Origin of the sequence: Paenibacillus sp. p3-SID867 (genome assembly GCF_025142895.1) — a bacterium.
In the GTDB taxonomy this organism is placed as follows: domain Bacteria; phylum Bacillota; class Bacilli; order Paenibacillales; family Paenibacillaceae; genus Paenibacillus_AQ.
In genome coordinates, this window is the sequence record NZ_JAMBDM010000001.1 from 216,724 (window position 1) to 233,025 (window position 16,302).

Sequence of the window (16,302 nt, forward strand, 5' to 3'; positions counted from 1 at the left end):
CGTACTTTTCAGACAGACCGCGGTAAGGGGTTGATGATCATTCCCCAACCTTTACCGGTACTCCCGTTTCGGCTGACCGCAAAGCCGCATAGGTAACTTCCATCGTTTTGACGGCATCCTCATAGGTCGATAAGATTCTGGAAGCATCGCCTGTGCGCAGCGCATGGATGAAAGCTTCACTCTCTCGAAGATAAGGATTAGCTGCATTGCGGATTTCCGTCATTCTTCCTTTATCCTTGACGATGAGTTTATCGGATTGAATGCCGATGACCCCCTGCTCCGTATAGATATCCAGGCCAACCTTATCCGACTCCGGCAGCATGCAGGTATTGGATATCGTTGCCACCGCCCCGCTCCTTAATTTCAGCGTCGCGGTACCCACGTCGTGTACCGTTACTCCCTCATGAATGTCCTGCATGGCTCTATGGGCAAAAGCCGCATACACTTCATCGACTTCACCCAGCAGGCAGCGAAGCAGGTCAACCATATGGGTGGTTTGCTCGATGAATTGTCCCCCGGAGCCTTCCTGCTGTCTCCACCAGGCCACCTGCGGCATGTCCCCCATCCAGTAGCCAAGCGCCATCCCGATCTTCCGGCCTTCCAGCAGCTCAACTGCCTTGATGGCTGCATCCGAATAACGGAAATGATACCCGGCGGACGTAATCAAACCGGCCTTCTTCACCTCATGCAGAATCTGCCTTGGCGTATCAAGGTTAGTACCCAGCGGCTTCTCAACCAGAAAAGGAATGCCCCTCTGCACGAGCTGTAATTCGATCTCGCCATGCGCAAACGGCGGAACGCAGATGTAAACCGCATCGGGCTTGGTTTCATCCAGCATTTGCTCAACGTTGCCATAAGCCTTGGCCGCAGCATAGCCTCGAACCGCTTGTCCCGCTTTCTCCAAACTTGTCCCGACAAAAGCCGTTACGTCCACTCCGTCCATGTTGGATAAAATATCTGCGTGGACCTTGCTAAACCAGCCTGTGCCAATGATTCCAATTCGTAGTGTCATGTAATCCTATGACCTCCCCTTCGATTAGAGACGCTATGGCTTTCTTCTCCGCCATTGATACATAAATCCTGCAGCAATTACAACCAGCCTCAGGGATGTAGGCTTTGTGACGATCTCCGTGGAGCTGATGTCTCCAGAATACATCAAATGGTCCTGAGTTCCAATGATAATCATGAATAACACATAGGCTCCAACTTCTTCACCCCTTGCTTCTTGATTCAACTCTATAATAGAGGATGTCTGCGACCGGCGCTGAAAGATCAGGATCATGTGTGCGGGTATGGAACCCGGAAATCTCCGTTTCCGCTGATTTAAAATTCGCCTTCGCCGTGATGACCGTATTCGATCGCGACCATTGGACATCCGCCTGGGCCTTTGCCCTAATAAAAAAGGCTGCTCCCCGTACATAGTACTGGAAACAGCCTGTTCAGTTATTTAAAGATCATCCATATTACAATAAATGCAATCAATGATACCACATAAATGATGAGCAGCTTCGTGAGGTTGGTCCTCGTTTTCCGCTCGTAATTCGGATTTGCCTTCTTATTCTCCTGGGATAAACCTACAAGAAGCGTAGAAACTCCTCCAATTAATGCCAGTGCGATGACGATAATATACATAACCAACCACAAACAACCCCATTCGATATTCATTATATACATTCTATTATAGAAGCTGAGGCTTCAGGATCAATCTATTTCACCATGAAATGGTCATTTCTGCCTCATTATAATGAACAATCGGCTAATGCACACCATCCAATTGCACGGCAGTTGTGACCATCCAATTGGATGGTCAGTCACCATCCACTACTCTCCTCAATTCGACGCAACCCATTGAAACATCCGTTCCAATGCGTCTTCGGCTTCAGGCATAGGGAACAGGGGCCACACATGCATCATATTCTCGTATTCCCAGTATTCGGTATCAACACCTTCACGGACCATTTTGTCCTGCAGCCGACGGGCGTCCGGCAGAAGGCAATCATCGGTTCCGACGAGAATGACCGTACGGGGCAGGCCTCTCATCTCGCCAAACAAAGGACTGACTGCAGGGTCGTCCAGGAGAAGGCTTCCCGCATACATCCTTCCTACCTCGCCCAGCCCGGCTGGCTGCAGAAAGATGTCACGGCGCGGTATATTAAGACCGGCAATCTGCGGATTGTCCGTGGCTGCATCCGCCCAAGGCGAGAGCAGAATTAATCCTTTTGGCGTAAGTGGCGATTCTTTGACCGATTGGGCCATATCGAGCGCCAGCGCACCACCGGCCGAATCGCCCATTAGAAATACCGGACTCTTAACCAAAGCGAAGACGTACTTGTAAAATTCACGCATCAGCCCCGTCAGCTTCTTCGCATCAATAGCTGGGACCGTAGGATAATTGGGTGTGATTACGGTAAATCCGGTCCGCTTCGTCCACTGTTTGGCAAAAGCGAAATGGGGCGGAAGGATCTCCTCGATATAAGCTCCGCCGTGCAAATATATGACGGTTCCCTGTTCCAACGCACCATGCGATACATAATAATTCATACTCATTCCGGATTCACTCTGGAAACAGCGGGTTTCAAACCCCTCCTGTTCCTCTGAAAGTGCAGGATAAGAAGGCAGTTCTTCGATATATTGCCGAATCGTTCCGGCATTCTCCCATTTTAGATTAAATCCCTCAGCGGTCAGCAGCTCTTTTATAGCCATGCTTTCTTTACTCGGCATATGGTTTAATCCCCTTTGCTGGACGTTATCAATACATGACAGGTTAAGTAGGTCACAGCTTCAATATATCACCGCGCGCGCCGTGGGCGCTGTGGCAATTGATACAGAGGCCGGCATATAAAAAAGACCTCACCCTGTCACGACATACAGGTGAAGTCTCTTTATCGCTATTCCAGCTCCTTGATCTGACCAAAACCCGCACATGTTCCTACACTTCAGCTTCAATAGGCGGGTCTACATGAATGTCGCTATCCGGTTCAGTCCTCACCCAATGCGTGAATGTTACGTTCAGTCCGGTACGGGTCGGCGAGCAAACAAAAGGTCCGGCCTGACTTTCTGTCCCGGCGGGGAATGGGGCAACACGAACGGTTCGCCAAGGATGCTTGCCGGTTCTTGCCCTGATGATAACTGCATCATTCAGCCTCGAGGCACGGATCGTGACACGCTCGCCAACCCACTCCGGCACTGGCGCGAGCGACCAATCCGAATATCCATCCGTGACGACCGTGGCAAGCTGCGGGATTCCGTCATTAATCTCGATCCCTGCTTTGATCCACTGTCCCGGAGCGTTCATAAGCATAATCCCAGCCTGATCGTAAAGTTCTGTAAAGGAATCCAATTCAAAAGTGACCTCCATGGCCGCATCCTGATCCCATGAGGTAAGCAGTGAATGCCCGCTGTCGCGTTGAAAACCGTACAAGGTTTTCTCCCAATAATCACTGCCTTCTCTCGACTCCACCTTCAGATGCAACCCTTCCTTTGTAACGGATACCGGTTCGGTTGTCCATTCGCCTGAATCCCAATCCATGATTCTTCTCGTCATTCGACCTCGACTCCTTATATTAGTAACTGATCCGCACTGTGCTGCAGAAGCAGGCAGAAGGAACGGTTATGTCCGATAAAAAACGACGACACATCATAGCGGTTACGGGCAGGCTCATAGGTAATCAGCGCGCGATGCCTCATGTTCCCCAGAAGAATGTCAGCGAACCGCTCTGCAGGCCCGTTCGAGAAAAAAGTAAGGTAGGCGTAAAGGGAATGATCAACGGGTTCATCTAGAGGGCTTACACCGGCGCAGGAAAACTCGGTTACCAATCCCGCTTGCTGCAGCAGGATCAATATCGGATACAACTGCTCATCGACAGGGGCATTACCGAATAACCGGGTCCGTTTAGGCTGTTGACGCACCTTGGGTCTGCTGATCCATTCGTTTAGCTCCTGTCTTCTCCGCCTCCACTGTTCCGGGGTATGTGTGCTCAGGAGCAGCTCACCGCTGGAATCGTTTCGTTCCTGGTTCATATACGTCCCCCTCGCTCGCATGGCAGCATTCTGCTACTTTTAAGTGTAGTCTCATTTCGCTTGAAGTCAAATAAGCCGGACGATAGGTCCGGCTTAGGATACTTTTTTAACGGGTTTCCCGATGAAGTGTCACTCGCTTCAAGCGCGGACAAGATTGTCATCGTAATGATGAAATTATGAAAACCCTTAATTTGTACATAATGCTATGATTAAGATTATGGACAGGAACTTCCTGAATATGTCGCGAAAGGATGAGGAAGATGTGGAAGCCGGATCGTAACAGCACACAACCTCTATATCAGCAAATCGCTGATAATCTGGAGCAAAGAATATCTTATGGTGAGTTTCCACCAGCCAGCTTACACCCATCCGAACGAAAACTCGCAGAGTTGTTAGGGGTTAATCGAAGTACCGTGGTTCTGGCATACTCGGAGCTTCGGGCGCTTGGAATTATAGAGAGCCGTTCCGGAAGCGGAACAAGGGTCAGCAACTCCAAATGGGGAGCCACACCCAAGCATACGCCGAACTGGCACCGCTATGCGGAGGGAGGGAACTTCCTGCCTAACCTCCCTTTTCTCCGTCGAATTCGGGAAGCGTTGACGCATGATCCCTCTTTGATTGATTTTGCCAGCGGAGAGCTTGCGGGCGATTTGGCGCCGATCAAAGAAATGAATACATTGATGAGTCAAAAACCGAACACGTCCTATCTCGGTTATGATAATCCGCAAGGATATGGTCCACTCCGAGAAGCGTTGGTTACATATCTAAAAAAGTATCGTGGAATCCATACAACCGAATCGTCCATATTGATCACGTCAGGATCTCAGCAATCGCTGTATCTCATCACGCAGTGCTTGTTGTCACCTGGTGATGCAGTGGCTATTGAGGACCCGTCGTATTGCTACTCCCTGCCTATGTTTCAATCCGCGGGACTTCGATTGTTCAGGCTCCCTGTTGATGAACGAGGGGTACAGCCGGAGGACCTTCGCTCTCTGTACAAGAAACACCGGATTAAGATGATCTTCATTAATCCGAATTATCAGAACCCGACAGGCACCGTGATGGCCCAAGAACGAAGGTCGCAGCTGCTTGATGTTGCAAGTGAACTCGGGCTCCCCATCGTGGAGGATGACCCCTACAGTTTAACCGCCTACGAATGTCCGCCGCCTGCCCCTTTGAAATCCGTCGATTCCGTCGGGTCGGTGCTGTACATCGGGTCACTTTCGAAAATAGCTGCATCCGGCCTCCGAGTAGGCTGGATGGTTGCCCCGAACACGGTTGTGGAGCGGCTCGCAGACGCCAGGCAGCAAATGGATTTCGGACTGAGCGTGGTGCCCCAAAGCCTGGCCGGTCACTTTCTCAACTCATCCTATTTTGCTCCCCACCTGGACAGGCTGAGAGCGAGCCTGCTATATAAGCGGGATTTACTGATAGAGGCCCTTCAGAAAGAACTGCAAGGCCTGGTTCATTTTCATGTACCGGAGGGCGGCTTGCATCTCTGGTGCAAAATCGTACCGGAAGTGAATGACAGCAAGCTGCTGGAAACCTCCATTCACAATGGCGTTATTTTCGCGCCGGGAAGCGTGTACGGTTCAGCTTCCGGATATGTGCGATTCACATATGGCCGTGCCAGAGCTGAGGATATCCCATCCGGAATATCCAAGTTCGCTCAAGCTCTGCGCGCCGTGATTCAATAGGCCTTCAAAGAGCCTTCATGGAAAAAAGCCGGGAAAGCTCCCGGCTCAAAATCCTGTTATATTACTCGCCGGTTTCAGCGAATGTTTGAATACGCTCGCCGATTTGATCGCGAACACGCTGAAAAACAGCCCATTTTTCTTCATCGGTGCCCTGTGCCTTGGCAGGATCGTCAAATCCCCAATGCTCGCGGCGAACATGCGGAGGTGTCACTGGACAACGATCGGCAGCATCACCGCATAAGGTGACCACTAGGTCGGCTTGATTTAGCAATGCCGGATCAATGACATCGGACGTTTGTTTCGAAATATCAATACCTACCTCATTCATCGCTTTGACAGCATTAGGGTTCAGGCCGTGTGCTTCAATGCCGGCGCTGTATACATTCCAATCATCACCCAGATGCTGCTTGGCCCATCCCTCCGCCATTTGGCTGCGGCAAGAGTTGCCTGTGCACAAGAAATAAAGTGTCTTTTTTTCCATATTTGTGTCTCTCCCCTATCGTTTGAATTAAAGTATGGTCAACCAGATATATAAACCTAGGAGGGTTATAAATAACGTTGGGATGGTTAATATGATCCCTGTCTTAAAGTAGGTTCCCCAGCTGATCTTCACGCCTTTGGTCGAAAGGACATGCAGCCACAGAAGGGTAGCCAGCGAACCGATCGGCGTGATTTTGGGACCTAAATCGGCGCCAATAACATTCGCATAAATTAATGCCTCTTTGATAGCAGCCGACGTGTTTGTCGCATCGATGGCGAGTGCATCAATCATCACCGTTGGCATATTGTTCATGATGGAGGAAATTATCGCAGCGATAAATCCCATCCCCATCGTTGCCGCAAACAGTCCCTGGTCCGCTATGCTCTGAATGACACTGGCCAGAAGATCCGTAAGACCCGCGTTACGTAAGCTATATACGACCACATACATGCCGATGGAGAAAAACACGATGGCCCAAGGAGCACCTTGGAGTACTTCCTTTGTTTGCACAGCCGGACTTTTTCTTGCCATCAGGAGGAAGAAAATCGCAATCACGCCAGCTACGATCGATACCGGAATACCAACAAATTCACACACAAAGTAACCGATAAGGAGCACACTCAACACGATCCAGGATAAACGGAACATGGCAGGGTCTTGAATTGCCGTTGATGGATGCTTAAGCTGGGTGTCGTCAAACTTTCGTGGAATGCTTTTGCGGAAAAACAGATACAGCACCAGGACACTCGCTGCTAAAGAGAAGAGATTGGGAACCAACATACGACTCGCATATTCGGTAAACGTAATTCCGAAGAAATCGGCCGATACGATATTCACAAGGTTGCTGACCACAAGCGGAAGAGAGGTCGTGTCCGCAATAAAGCCGCTTGCGATGATAAAGGGGAATACCTTCTTTTCGTCGAAATTCAGCGCTCGGACCATAGCCAGCACAATCGGAGTTAAGATCAGAGCCGCACCGTCGTTTGCGAAAAAAGCGGCGACAACAGCTCCAAGAACGGATACGTATACAAACATCCGGATCCCGTTTCCTCGAGCAGCATTCGCCATATGTAAGGCAGCCCACTCGAATAAACCGATCTTATCCAAGATCAATGAAATGATAATAATCGCGACAAAGGCGAGCGTTGCATTCCATACGATCTGAGTGACATCCCATACATCCTGAAAGTCGACGACTCCAACGAGCAGTGCCAGTACTGCCCCCCCGCATGCCGACCATCCAATGGATAGATTTTTAGGCTGCCAAATGACAAAAACTAATGTGACCAGAAAAATGATGCTAGACAGAACAACAGAAACCAATGTTCAAACCCTCCAATTACACACTGAACTAGAATAAATGTTTTTTCAAGAATCAATATATAACTATATTCTTATATGATGAGCAGAGATAATCGTTTACATCCCTCAATTTTATGCTAAATATCCCTATTAGCATGATTAATCACAAGCACACTTAATTTCCCTATTTAAGGATGACAGTATTTCTTGAGAGCTTGGCATCTCATTCAACACCGCTTGGATATATGGCTTATCCGCAACATGCAGTGAATAATAAACCCATTGGCCTCGTCTGGCTTCAGTCACGATCCCTTGAGACTTAAGCTTTCTTAGGTGCTGGCTGATAGCAGGCTGCGACATATCAAAAATATCGACAAACTCGCAAACGCACCATTCTCTTTCCTTAAGGAGCGTCAACATGGTAAGCCTAGTTTTATCTCCAAGCAATTTGAGTTTCTCGGCCATTTCGTACATTTGCTCCAATAAGGCTCACTCCTTTCTTGATAGATCACTTCGACAGAAGCATAACCATATAACTTAATGCTTATATGCTAATCGAAAGCGCACTTGATTTCAAGTGTGTAGACTCAACTCCCAATAATTTCTCATTCAAAAACACCAGCGTGCATCCTGGTTTCCTGCGACACATTTCCCGATGGAATCAACTTACATCGCCCTAATCGAAACTAACCAAACAATAAATCCAGAATTTTTTCATCTGCCTTTCTATTTTTTCCGATGTAAGGATAACAGTGGATATGGATCGCTGGATTGAAGTTGATTTCAATAATGCTGTAATTGGTATCGGTGGCTTCTTCCTCTAAAGAATCAATCATCATATCCACACCACATAGGACCGCTCCTGCAGCTTTAGCTGATTGAACGGCAAGTTCCTTATAGCTATTTGGCATTTCATCCGTAAAATCGATACTGTCTCCACCCGTGCTAATGTTCGAATTTTCTCTTAGATAGATAACCTCCCCTTGTTGGGGGATATCGTTCCAACTCATAGCATGATTTTTCAAAAACATCGCTTCCGCTTCCCCTAACTGAATTTTCTCAAGGGGAGTCTTATACCCTTTACCTCGAAGTGGGTCTTTATTTTTCTCATGAACAAGCTGTTCGATCGTGTGAACACCGTCACCGACGACATTTGCAGGCACACGATGCAGGACCCCTACAACTTGATCACCCATGACCAGAAAGCGATATTCTTTTCCTGTCATAAATTCCTCAAGAAGAACCGTTTGATCGTGAGTAAATGCGATTTCAAACGCTTTTTCCATATCCTCTCTCGAATAATCTTGATTGAAGATCGTAATGCCCAACCCAAAATTGGTTGATTTGGGCTTTATCACAATGGGATTACCGCGATAGGTTTCATAGGTGGACATTGCTTCATCCAAGCTCTGAAATGCTTCTCCTAACGGTACACGAATTCCATGTTGTTTGAGAACTTTTTTCGTAACAACCTTATTTTCCATCATTAACACCGTACTATAGGAGTCCAATGAAGTTTTCGTAGCTTGCTTCACATACTCTTGATGATTACCTTTTGAAAGTAATACAAAATTCTCGTCCCGATCCATCCACGTAAAGCGTATGCCGCGTTTAACCGCTGCCTTTAAGAGCAGTTGGGTTGATAATTCGAGATCCTCATACCCTGCAAAACGGTATCCGTTTTGCATACTGTCCTGGGCATATTTTTTCGCCTTTTCCAAATGGTATGTCAGATAGGATGATTTTTGAATGTCAGACTTCACCCTGGATGCAACATTCAGCTCCGTATGAAGAATCTTTTGCTTTTCATCGTCCAGAATGTGCTGAAAATCCTCATTTTTAGGAAACAAAAGCTGCACCATATCCTTCATTTCATCGATAACAGCAAGTGCCATTTCCTCCATCGTGAACTGACTATACTCCGGCTCGTTTAAATAACCTTTAATACCTTCCATAATCACTTGATCTTGGTTTTCTTCAGCTATCCTTTGATCTTCCTCATGGAAGGATTCATCTGCTTTAAGCAGCATAAAGAGAATAAACAAATGTATAAAGTGCATGATTTCTTTGCTTATTCCAATCTTGTGAAGTGGATTGATATCCATAAATCGAAGCTCTAAGTATGCTACCCCATCTTCCACAAGCTCCTGGCAGGGGTTGATCCCCTTAGCGGTTTTTAAGCGAACGGGGCTGTAAAATTCCTTTACACTCAGTAATTCATTCTGTTGAATCAGCCTGTTTAAGTCATGAACGTATTCTTTGGCCGAATTAAAAGAAACATAATACGATTTTTCATTCCGATAGCCGCACATACTATTCCGAAGTGAGTTCATGATCGGAAAATAATAACTTTTATTGTCATGGGTATTCGCTAATTTAACACATTGCTCAATATAGGTATTGTCAAAAACAGGACTTGCCCCTGTTAAATAAATAAGCAGCCAACGGTACCTCATCAAGTTACGGGCTACTTTAAAGTAAATTGCATCTTTGAACTCCTTAAAGTCTTTGTGCAGCACCTGGGTATTATATAGTTTTGTAAGAAATTTCTCATCAAACGAGAAATTATAATGAATTCCGCTTAACAACTGTCTTTTACGACCATACTTATCCGCCAGTTCACTTCGATAATCGTCCGCAATGGGATCGCTCATGTTGGCAATAGGAATTTCTTTCTCTTCGGGCAGCATAGGAGGATTGCTGCTTGGCCACAAATATTCCCCTTCTAATTCCACAGAAACAATGTCTTGCAAGGCTTCCATGAAATGATAAGTCTCTTCAATCGACTCAAACACGGGGGTTATTAGCTCGATTTGACTCTCTGAAAAATCAGTTTGAATATAAGGGTTATCCGTCTTATTCCCAAAGGCTTCTGGATGGGGTGTCAATGCAAGTTTTCCATCTTGATCGACCCGTACATTTTCTTTTTCTAAACCGAAATGACCCCGAAGTAGATCCTTTTGAAGTGTATGGTCTATTACAACCTGTATAAGTTCACGATTCAATAAATTCATCATGTATATGACCCCTTCATATTAATTGCATTCCGAAGTAGATGAGGCAGCAGGCATACAACAATCGTTGGCATTCGGAGCACTGCTAATTCCACACACGCCGGTCTCGGGCAGCTCTAATTCAACTTTTAGCGCGGATTCCATATCTCCATCGAGATATGCCGCAATGGATCTAACCTGTTCGTAGCCTGTTGCCATAAGGAAGGTTGGTGCCCGGCCATAACTTTTCATTCCAACGAGATAAAAGTTCTTGTCTACATGACGCAGCTCTTTTTCGCCATGGGGTCTTACGGTTCCACAGCTGTGCACGTTGGGATCGATTAGGGGCGCAAGCGCTTCAACACTCTCCGTAGCAGGATCAATGCTAAGTCTAATCTCACTCAAGAATGAGAAATCCGGTCGGCTTCCTGTATTTACGATCATTTCGTCGATTTCTTGGATATCCTCAGTTTCGCCATTTACATTCCCCTTGATTGTCATTCTTCCATCGTTTTTGGAAAGCCCTTCGATCATGAATGGAGTAACCACTTGGATTTGGCCGGCATCAATCAGCTGGTGAATGTGGCTTCCAAGTGCTCCTCGTGCCTCTAATTGGTCATTCTCTTCCCCACCGTAAGCTTCTTCCACCGATTTCTTTCTCATCACCCAAATGATTTCCGTATCCGAATCCGTCTCTTTAAGCTTGGCTAGATCCAGTAATGTGTTGATCGCCGAATGCCCGCCTCCTACAACTGCTACACGTTTCCCTGTATACTTCTGCCTTTGTTCTCCTGATAAATCCGGAATTCCATAATAAATGCGATCTTTCAGATCACGCTCTTCACGTGTCCATATCCCGTCTGCATGCAGCGGATTCGAATGACCCCAAGTCCCGGAGGCATCGATCACCGCCCGTGCTTCAAACCGCTCGGTGGAGACGCTTGTTTCAACATATAGTACAAATGGCGCAGCTTCACGATTTGCGGATTTCATTTTATCTGTGTTCTTCTTCGTTATGGAGATGACTTTGGAATTCAACCTAATGTAAGGCTCTAATTCAGGCAATTTTGCCACAGGCTCCAAATACTGATGAACCAACTCTTGACCAAGAGGCAAATCCGTTAGAACGGGAGGCTTCCACCCATGATTGCGTAAAAGACGCTCAGCGGCTTTATCGAGGTTATACTTCCATGGTGAAAAAAGACGTACATGTCCCCATTGCAGGATGTTTTGACCAATGCTGGGCCCGGCTTCAAAAAGGATGAATTTTTGTCCTCTCTCCGCCAAGTGCGCTGCGGCTGCCAAGCCAATCGGACCGGCACCGATAATCGCGACCGGCAGATTATTGTTGTAGGAAGCATGCTCCTCCTTGACCGTTTCTTTAGTTTTAGTTGTTACCAGGGGTGTACAGCAAGATGTTGGAGCTACCTTAAATTCAATGTTTTTCATACATAAATCCTCCTGCATTTCTACTTATCAATTTTTTTTGATTTATTGACTAAATAAAGAAGAAATCTGTTTTAAACTATAAACAAAACTTAATAACTTGTATTTTGCAACTATAAATCAAATTAGGATTACAGTAAAAAACCAACAGTTCTTGCGGATCTTATGAGCAGCATCCACTCTGTTTGGCATCCATTGTACGGAAAATGCAGCACAAATCCGGTGAAAGCAGCCGGTTGACTACAGCATGATTTAATTCATAATAGCTCCAGGTTCCTCTGGTCTCGAGAGTGACCAATTGGGCATCGAGTAGGACTCTGAGGTGATAGGATAGCTTAGACTGAGGCATTTCCATAATTTCCATCAGGTCACAGACGCAGACGCTTCCTTTTTGGCTGAGTTCATGCATGATTTTCAGTCTTTTCTGATCCGCCAATGCTTTGAACTTAGCCTCGTATTGGGTAAAATCAACAGTCTCGCTGGATCCCTGGATAACATTCAGTTCTTTGATCATAACCGTAACCTCCATTTAGCAGCAGCAACAAACAGCGGCTGGTTGTACAGTGATATGGGCCGAAGAGTTCATCGTCGTCATTGGACTTCCACCATCCATCAATTAATTTTGATGAATGAAGCATATCATGATGTAATTTCATATTCAAGGACTAAATCAAAATATTTTGATTTAATAATTATTCACCCAGCTTATTGAACTGCAAATCATTATATTATATGGATTAATATTTATTTGCATACTGCAAGTGTATGTTGTATAACTATGACAAGAGGTGATTTAGCAATGGAAAATGCTCGCGAGTTATTTCAGATCATGACCCGAAGATTTGGTCTACTTAATAAAAACTGCTGCAGTGTTGGAGGAAACGATGTCACATTAGTACAAAGCCACATCCTATACGAAGTGGATCGGCAGCACAACCCTTCCATGCAACAGATTGCAGATACGCTTGGAACCGACATTACGACGTTTAGCAGACAGGTACAATCCCTAATCAAAATGAATTTAGTGAAAAAAACTCAGGATCCACAGGACCGAAGAGTTTATACGCTGGCTCTTACGACGGAGGGAAAGTTTATAGCGACTACCATTGATCAACAAATGAATGACTACCTGAACGAAGTATTTTCGTATATGACCGAGTTCGAAAAAGAAACCGTGCTTCACTCCGTTAAGATTTTCAACGATGCAATGGCCAAATCCAGTAAATGCTGCAGCCCAATATCTGAATAAATAATTATAGGGGGAACCAACAGTGAACACCACTTCGATTAGAGCAGCAGTCAATGACGATATGGAACGAATCTTGAACATTTATAATCAAGGAATCGAGGATCGGATTGCAACCCTTGAAATGGATGTGAAGGATATTGCATATATGAATAACTGGTTCCAACAACGCCAAGATCGTTACGCTGTCATTGTAGCCGAGTTCGCTGGCGAGGTGATCGGCTGGGCTTCCCTCAACCCTTACTCGCAGCGATGTGCTTATGACGGTGTTGCCGACCTATCCATATACATCGATCGGGCATTCAGAGGCCAAGGAATCGGAGGTTTGCTGCTTCAGCATCTTGAGGTAATTGCAAAGGAACAAAGGTTTTATAAAATCGTGTTGTTCACCTTTCCATTTAATCAAAACGGTCAAGGCCTATATCATAAACTGGGATACCGCGACGTCGGTGTTCTTGAAAACCAAGGCATCTTAGATGGAGAGTTCGTGGACGTCAAGATTATGGAGAAGTTATTGAACAAGGGGACAAATCCCTCGATTTCTTTCATCAGCAAAAATATTTGAATTTAATAAAAGGAGGCTGTCCCATAGAGACATGCCTCCTTGCTGATACAACACATACGTTTGTTTTTACACCGATAATCCTGCCGCGACCGTCCGGTTCCGCCCTTCCCCCTTCGCCCGGTATAACGCCATATCCGCCGCCTGGAATACGTCCTCTCGGTTCCTGCCATGTTCAGGATATAAGGATACGCCGATCGAGACGGTAAGCGTTCCGGAATAAGGGATCGGGGAAATCAGGATCGCGCTGCGTATCCGCTCAGCGGTGAGGTATGCCTCGTCCTGGCTCCGCTCGCGAAGAAGAACGACAAATTCCTCCCCGCCAAAACGGGAGCATACCGCATCCGCTGGAACGCATTCCATCATGACGGCTGCCACCAGCTTCAGGACCCGGTCGCCGGTTTGATGGCCATAAGTATCGTTTACGCTTTTAAAATGGTCAATGTCCAGCATTATAACGGCATATGGATCCCCGAGCTCTTCCCATGAATCAAGGCAGCGTTCCAGCTCTCGGCGATTGGACAGCCCTGTCAATGGATCCGTGATGGCTTCCTGCTGTAACGAAAGGGTCTGCTTGGCCAACGATTCGGCAGCAGCCCGCATAATCTGATTTAATTGATCCGCTTCCCGATTCCAATGCGGCCGGAATTCCTCGGAAGACACCGTTTGGCCAGCTGCTACCGATTTCGTTAATTTATACAGCCGGGTAAACGGAGCGGCAATTCTTGCAGCCGTATAGGCGGCTATGACCAGCATAAGCACGATCGGAAAAAGCATGCTTCTCAATTGGTCTTCCAAGTTGCGATTGACATCGGCCAGGATGGAACTTACCGACGTCTGCATGACAATCCCCCAGCCATTCATCGTAACGCTGGCATAACCGGCCAAATAATCGTCACCATGCGTATTCATGACGCGTTGCATGCCGCTCTCGCCGCCCATGAGCCGCTTCACCACGACATTAGAACTGACATCCTCACCTACCCGGCTTTTATCCAGATGATAGAGCAGAATCCCACCGGAATCCACGATGTAGGAGTAGGATTCTTCTTCATTCCCCGCACCGGAACCGAAGATCCGATGCAATATATTGTTTTCTTCCAAGTAGATTGTGCCGCCAATCATACCGTGATACTTGCCGGAGCTGTCAAAAATCGGCTCGCTCGCAAGGACAATCCAGCGTCCGGCAGGAGTTCTATACGGTGCAGATATATAGGACTTTCTATCCTGTAGCGCCTCCGTAGTCCCCTCCGTTTTTAATCGGGCCTGATTCAAATTATTCCCCACAGGAGAAACCACGCGAATGGTACCCGCTTGATCGGCCCAAAATACGGAGTTGAAGTAAGGGCTGCTCTGCAGCATCAGATCAAAAATGACCTGCAGTTCCTTCTGATCGGATGCCGCGCTGGCCTCAATAGCCGGATTGTTGGCAGAGGCGCGAAGACTTTGGCGCATCCCTGAGAAAAGAGCTTCAATGGTAACCGCCATTTTTTGTGCGGAGGATAAATTAAGGGACATGGTGTTGTTGTATAAGGATCGTTTCTCGTTTTTATACTGGATATAGAACATAATCGACATCGTCATGAGAATGGATAATGAAACCAGCGCAGGCATAACCATGGCTAGACTGATTTTGATGCGTTGTTTAGGTATGTTCACGGCGGCTGCTCCCCTACTCTTGATGAAAAATATTGCCGGATGATTATACGATCTTTACATATTACTTCACAATCGTTTATGCGTCCATATATGGATGAAGCGTTTTGTGTTAAAGGCTGCGACTTGTCATGGAGTAACACGTACTTTATTTATCGCTTATCGCTTTATAACAAACATATGTTCGTTATACAATGTAGAGGAACAGTCTCCATTTTTGATAAGGATGTGATCTCACTTTGAACGACAACATATATGCAGAGGCAGACAACCATCTCCTCGGACAAAAAACCACCATCCCTGGCCAGCTTCTGCAGTCGATGCTCTGGAACAGGCACGATCTCCCCTCTCTGGAGCATGGCCGGCTCTATCGCCACCATACCAGGTTCACGCTCACCGGAATGGTCGTAGCCGGACTGGATGGCCGGCCGCTCCATTGCTCCTATGAGGTTGAAACCACCCGCAGTTGGCAGACCCGGAATGTAAAGATTAAGCTCTCAAGCGGCACGGAAGTTCAGTCCCTTCACCTGGAGCGGGATGATGACGGCCGCTGGTGGAACGGCGATACTGAGCTCACCGGATTTGCCGGCATGACCGACATTGATCTCGGGATTACCCCTTCAACCAACACCCTGCCGATCCGACGCTTGAAGCTGAAGCCTGGAGAGAGCACGTCCATGACGGCCGTCTGGATTCAGTTCCCGAGTCTAACCATTGCCCCCCTTCCCCAGCAATATACGCGTACGGGCGAGTATACCTACCGTTATGAGAGTAACCATGGTGCCTATCAAGCGGATTTGGAGGTTGACGAGCACGGCCTCGTCACGAGGTACGCCGACGTATGGAGCCGAGCTCGCTGAGCCCTGTGCGTCCATGTCCACCAGAAGGAGGATCCCTGT

At 47.0% G+C, this 16,302-nt stretch carries 16 protein-coding genes; 4 read left to right on the forward strand and 12 right to left on the reverse strand.

Annotation, left to right across the window (positions count from 1 at the left end):
* Positions 1-37: 37 nt before the first annotated feature.
* From M4D81_RS01065 to M4D81_RS01085, 5 genes are all read right to left on the reverse strand, one after another.
* On the reverse strand, positions 38-1,012 hold the full coding sequence (locus M4D81_RS01065; protein WP_260064130.1) for a Gfo/Idh/MocA family protein: 975 nt from the start codon (positions 1,010-1,012) through the stop codon (positions 38-40).
* Positions 1,013-1,443: 431 nt separating this feature from the next.
* Entirely contained in the window at positions 1,444-1,665 is a 222-nt protein-coding gene (locus M4D81_RS01070) for a hypothetical protein (protein ID WP_235613268.1), read from the reverse strand.
* A 165-nt stretch (positions 1,666-1,830) separates the two neighbouring features.
* Entirely contained in the window at positions 1,831-2,721 is an 891-nt protein-coding gene (locus tag M4D81_RS01075) for an alpha/beta hydrolase fold domain-containing protein (protein WP_260064131.1), read from the reverse strand.
* 208 nt (positions 2,722-2,929) lie between these two features.
* Positions 2,930-3,544, reverse strand: coding sequence for a DUF1349 domain-containing protein (locus M4D81_RS01080; protein ID WP_260064132.1), 615 nt, complete (start codon positions 3,542-3,544; stop codon positions 2,930-2,932).
* Positions 3,545-3,558: 14 nt separating this feature from the next.
* A complete protein-coding gene (locus tag M4D81_RS01085; protein ID WP_071223723.1) occupies positions 3,559-4,020 on the reverse strand; it encodes a hypothetical protein in 462 nt (153 codons plus the stop codon).
* A 260-nt stretch (positions 4,021-4,280) separates the two neighbouring features.
* Between M4D81_RS01085 and pdxR the strand changes: the two genes are divergently transcribed.
* Positions 4,281-5,717: a MocR-like pyridoxine biosynthesis transcription factor PdxR gene (gene pdxR / locus M4D81_RS01090; protein ID WP_260064133.1), complete on the forward strand. Its 1,437-nt coding sequence runs from the start codon at positions 4,281-4,283 to the stop codon at positions 5,715-5,717.
* A 61-nt stretch (positions 5,718-5,778) separates the two neighbouring features.
* Here the strand turns inward: pdxR and arsC are convergent, their stop codons facing one another.
* The 6 genes from arsC to M4D81_RS01120 form a co-directional block, all read right to left on the reverse strand.
* On the reverse strand, positions 5,779-6,198 hold the full coding sequence (gene arsC, locus M4D81_RS01095; RefSeq protein ID WP_071223721.1) for an arsenate reductase (thioredoxin): 420 nt from the start codon (positions 6,196-6,198) through the stop codon (positions 5,779-5,781).
* 27 nt (positions 6,199-6,225) lie between these two features.
* The gene (locus tag M4D81_RS01100) at positions 6,226-7,521 is read right to left on the reverse strand and encodes an arsenic transporter (RefSeq protein WP_260064134.1); all 1,296 of its coding nucleotides are present in this window, start codon (positions 7,519-7,521) and stop codon (positions 6,226-6,228) included.
* 138 nt (positions 7,522-7,659) lie between these two features.
* Entirely contained in the window at positions 7,660-7,974 is a 315-nt protein-coding gene (locus M4D81_RS01105; RefSeq protein ID WP_201259458.1) for an ArsR/SmtB family transcription factor, read from the reverse strand.
* A 212-nt stretch (positions 7,975-8,186) separates the two neighbouring features.
* Positions 8,187-10,517 (reverse strand): bifunctional glutamate--cysteine ligase GshA/glutathione synthetase GshB, encoded by a 2,331-nt coding sequence (gene gshAB / locus M4D81_RS01110; RefSeq protein ID WP_260064138.1) that lies wholly within the window; start codon positions 10,515-10,517, stop codon positions 8,187-8,189.
* An 18-nt stretch (positions 10,518-10,535) separates the two neighbouring features.
* Entirely contained in the window at positions 10,536-11,942 is a 1,407-nt protein-coding gene (locus tag M4D81_RS01115) for an NAD(P)-binding domain-containing protein (RefSeq protein WP_260064139.1), read from the reverse strand.
* A gap of 160 nt (positions 11,943-12,102) precedes the next feature.
* A complete protein-coding gene (locus M4D81_RS01120) occupies positions 12,103-12,453 on the reverse strand; it encodes an ArsR/SmtB family transcription factor (RefSeq protein ID WP_220685971.1) in 351 nt (116 codons plus the stop codon).
* 285 nt (positions 12,454-12,738) lie between these two features.
* On the opposite strand from M4D81_RS01120, the gene M4D81_RS01125 reads away from it, so the two are divergent.
* Both M4D81_RS01125 and M4D81_RS01130 read left to right on the forward strand, forming a co-directional pair.
* Positions 12,739-13,188, forward strand: a complete 450-nt coding sequence (locus M4D81_RS01125) for a MarR family winged helix-turn-helix transcriptional regulator (protein WP_260064142.1) — start codon at positions 12,739-12,741, stop codon at positions 13,186-13,188.
* A 22-nt stretch (positions 13,189-13,210) separates the two neighbouring features.
* Positions 13,211-13,750: an arsinothricin resistance N-acetyltransferase ArsN1 family A gene (locus tag M4D81_RS01130; RefSeq protein ID WP_260064143.1), complete on the forward strand. Its 540-nt coding sequence runs from the start codon at positions 13,211-13,213 to the stop codon at positions 13,748-13,750.
* A 66-nt stretch (positions 13,751-13,816) separates the two neighbouring features.
* Here the strand turns inward: M4D81_RS01130 and M4D81_RS01135 are convergent, their stop codons facing one another.
* A complete protein-coding gene (locus M4D81_RS01135) occupies positions 13,817-15,406 on the reverse strand; it encodes a sensor domain-containing diguanylate cyclase (RefSeq protein WP_260064144.1) in 1,590 nt (529 codons plus the stop codon).
* Between the two features lie 236 nt (positions 15,407-15,642).
* Here M4D81_RS01135 and M4D81_RS01140 point away from each other — a divergent pair, with 236 nt between their 5' ends.
* On the forward strand, positions 15,643-16,263 hold the full coding sequence (locus tag M4D81_RS01140) for a putative glycolipid-binding domain-containing protein (RefSeq protein ID WP_260064145.1): 621 nt from the start codon (positions 15,643-15,645) through the stop codon (positions 16,261-16,263).
* Positions 16,264-16,302 lie beyond the last annotated feature (39 nt).

What these genes read in the sequence shown, in the direction of transcription:
- arsC (WP_071223721.1), bottom strand. Translation starts at nt 6,198, where the DNA reads ATGGAAAAAAAGACACTTTATTTCTTGTGCACAGGCAACTCTTGCCGC.
- M4D81_RS01065 (WP_260064130.1), bottom strand. Translation starts at nt 1,012, where the DNA reads ATGACACTACGAATTGGAATCATTGGCACAGGCTGGTTTAGCAAGGTC.
- pdxR (WP_260064133.1), top strand. Translation starts at nt 4,281, where the DNA reads ATGTGGAAGCCGGATCGTAACAGCACACAACCTCTATATCAGCAAATC.
- M4D81_RS01105 (WP_201259458.1), bottom strand. Translation starts at nt 7,974, where the DNA reads ATGTACGAAATGGCCGAGAAACTCAAATTGCTTGGAGATAAAACTAGG.
- M4D81_RS01080 (WP_260064132.1), bottom strand. Translation starts at nt 3,544, where the DNA reads ATGACGAGAAGAATCATGGATTGGGATTCAGGCGAATGGACAACCGAA.
- M4D81_RS01075 (WP_260064131.1), bottom strand. Translation starts at nt 2,721, where the DNA reads ATGCCGAGTAAAGAAAGCATGGCTATAAAAGAGCTGCTGACCGCTGAG.
- M4D81_RS01120 (WP_220685971.1), bottom strand. Translation starts at nt 12,453, where the DNA reads ATGATCAAAGAACTGAATGTTATCCAGGGATCCAGCGAGACTGTTGAT.
- M4D81_RS01125 (WP_260064142.1), top strand. Translation starts at nt 12,739, where the DNA reads ATGGAAAATGCTCGCGAGTTATTTCAGATCATGACCCGAAGATTTGGT.
- M4D81_RS01085 (WP_071223723.1), bottom strand. Translation starts at nt 4,020, where the DNA reads ATGAACCAGGAACGAAACGATTCCAGCGGTGAGCTGCTCCTGAGCACA.
- M4D81_RS01115 (WP_260064139.1), bottom strand. Translation starts at nt 11,942, where the DNA reads ATGAAAAACATTGAATTTAAGGTAGCTCCAACATCTTGCTGTACACCC.
- M4D81_RS01070 (WP_235613268.1), bottom strand. Translation starts at nt 1,665, where the DNA reads ATGAATATCGAATGGGGTTGTTTGTGGTTGGTTATGTATATTATCGTC.
- gshAB (WP_260064138.1), bottom strand. Translation starts at nt 10,517, where the DNA reads ATGATGAATTTATTGAATCGTGAACTTATACAGGTTGTAATAGACCAT.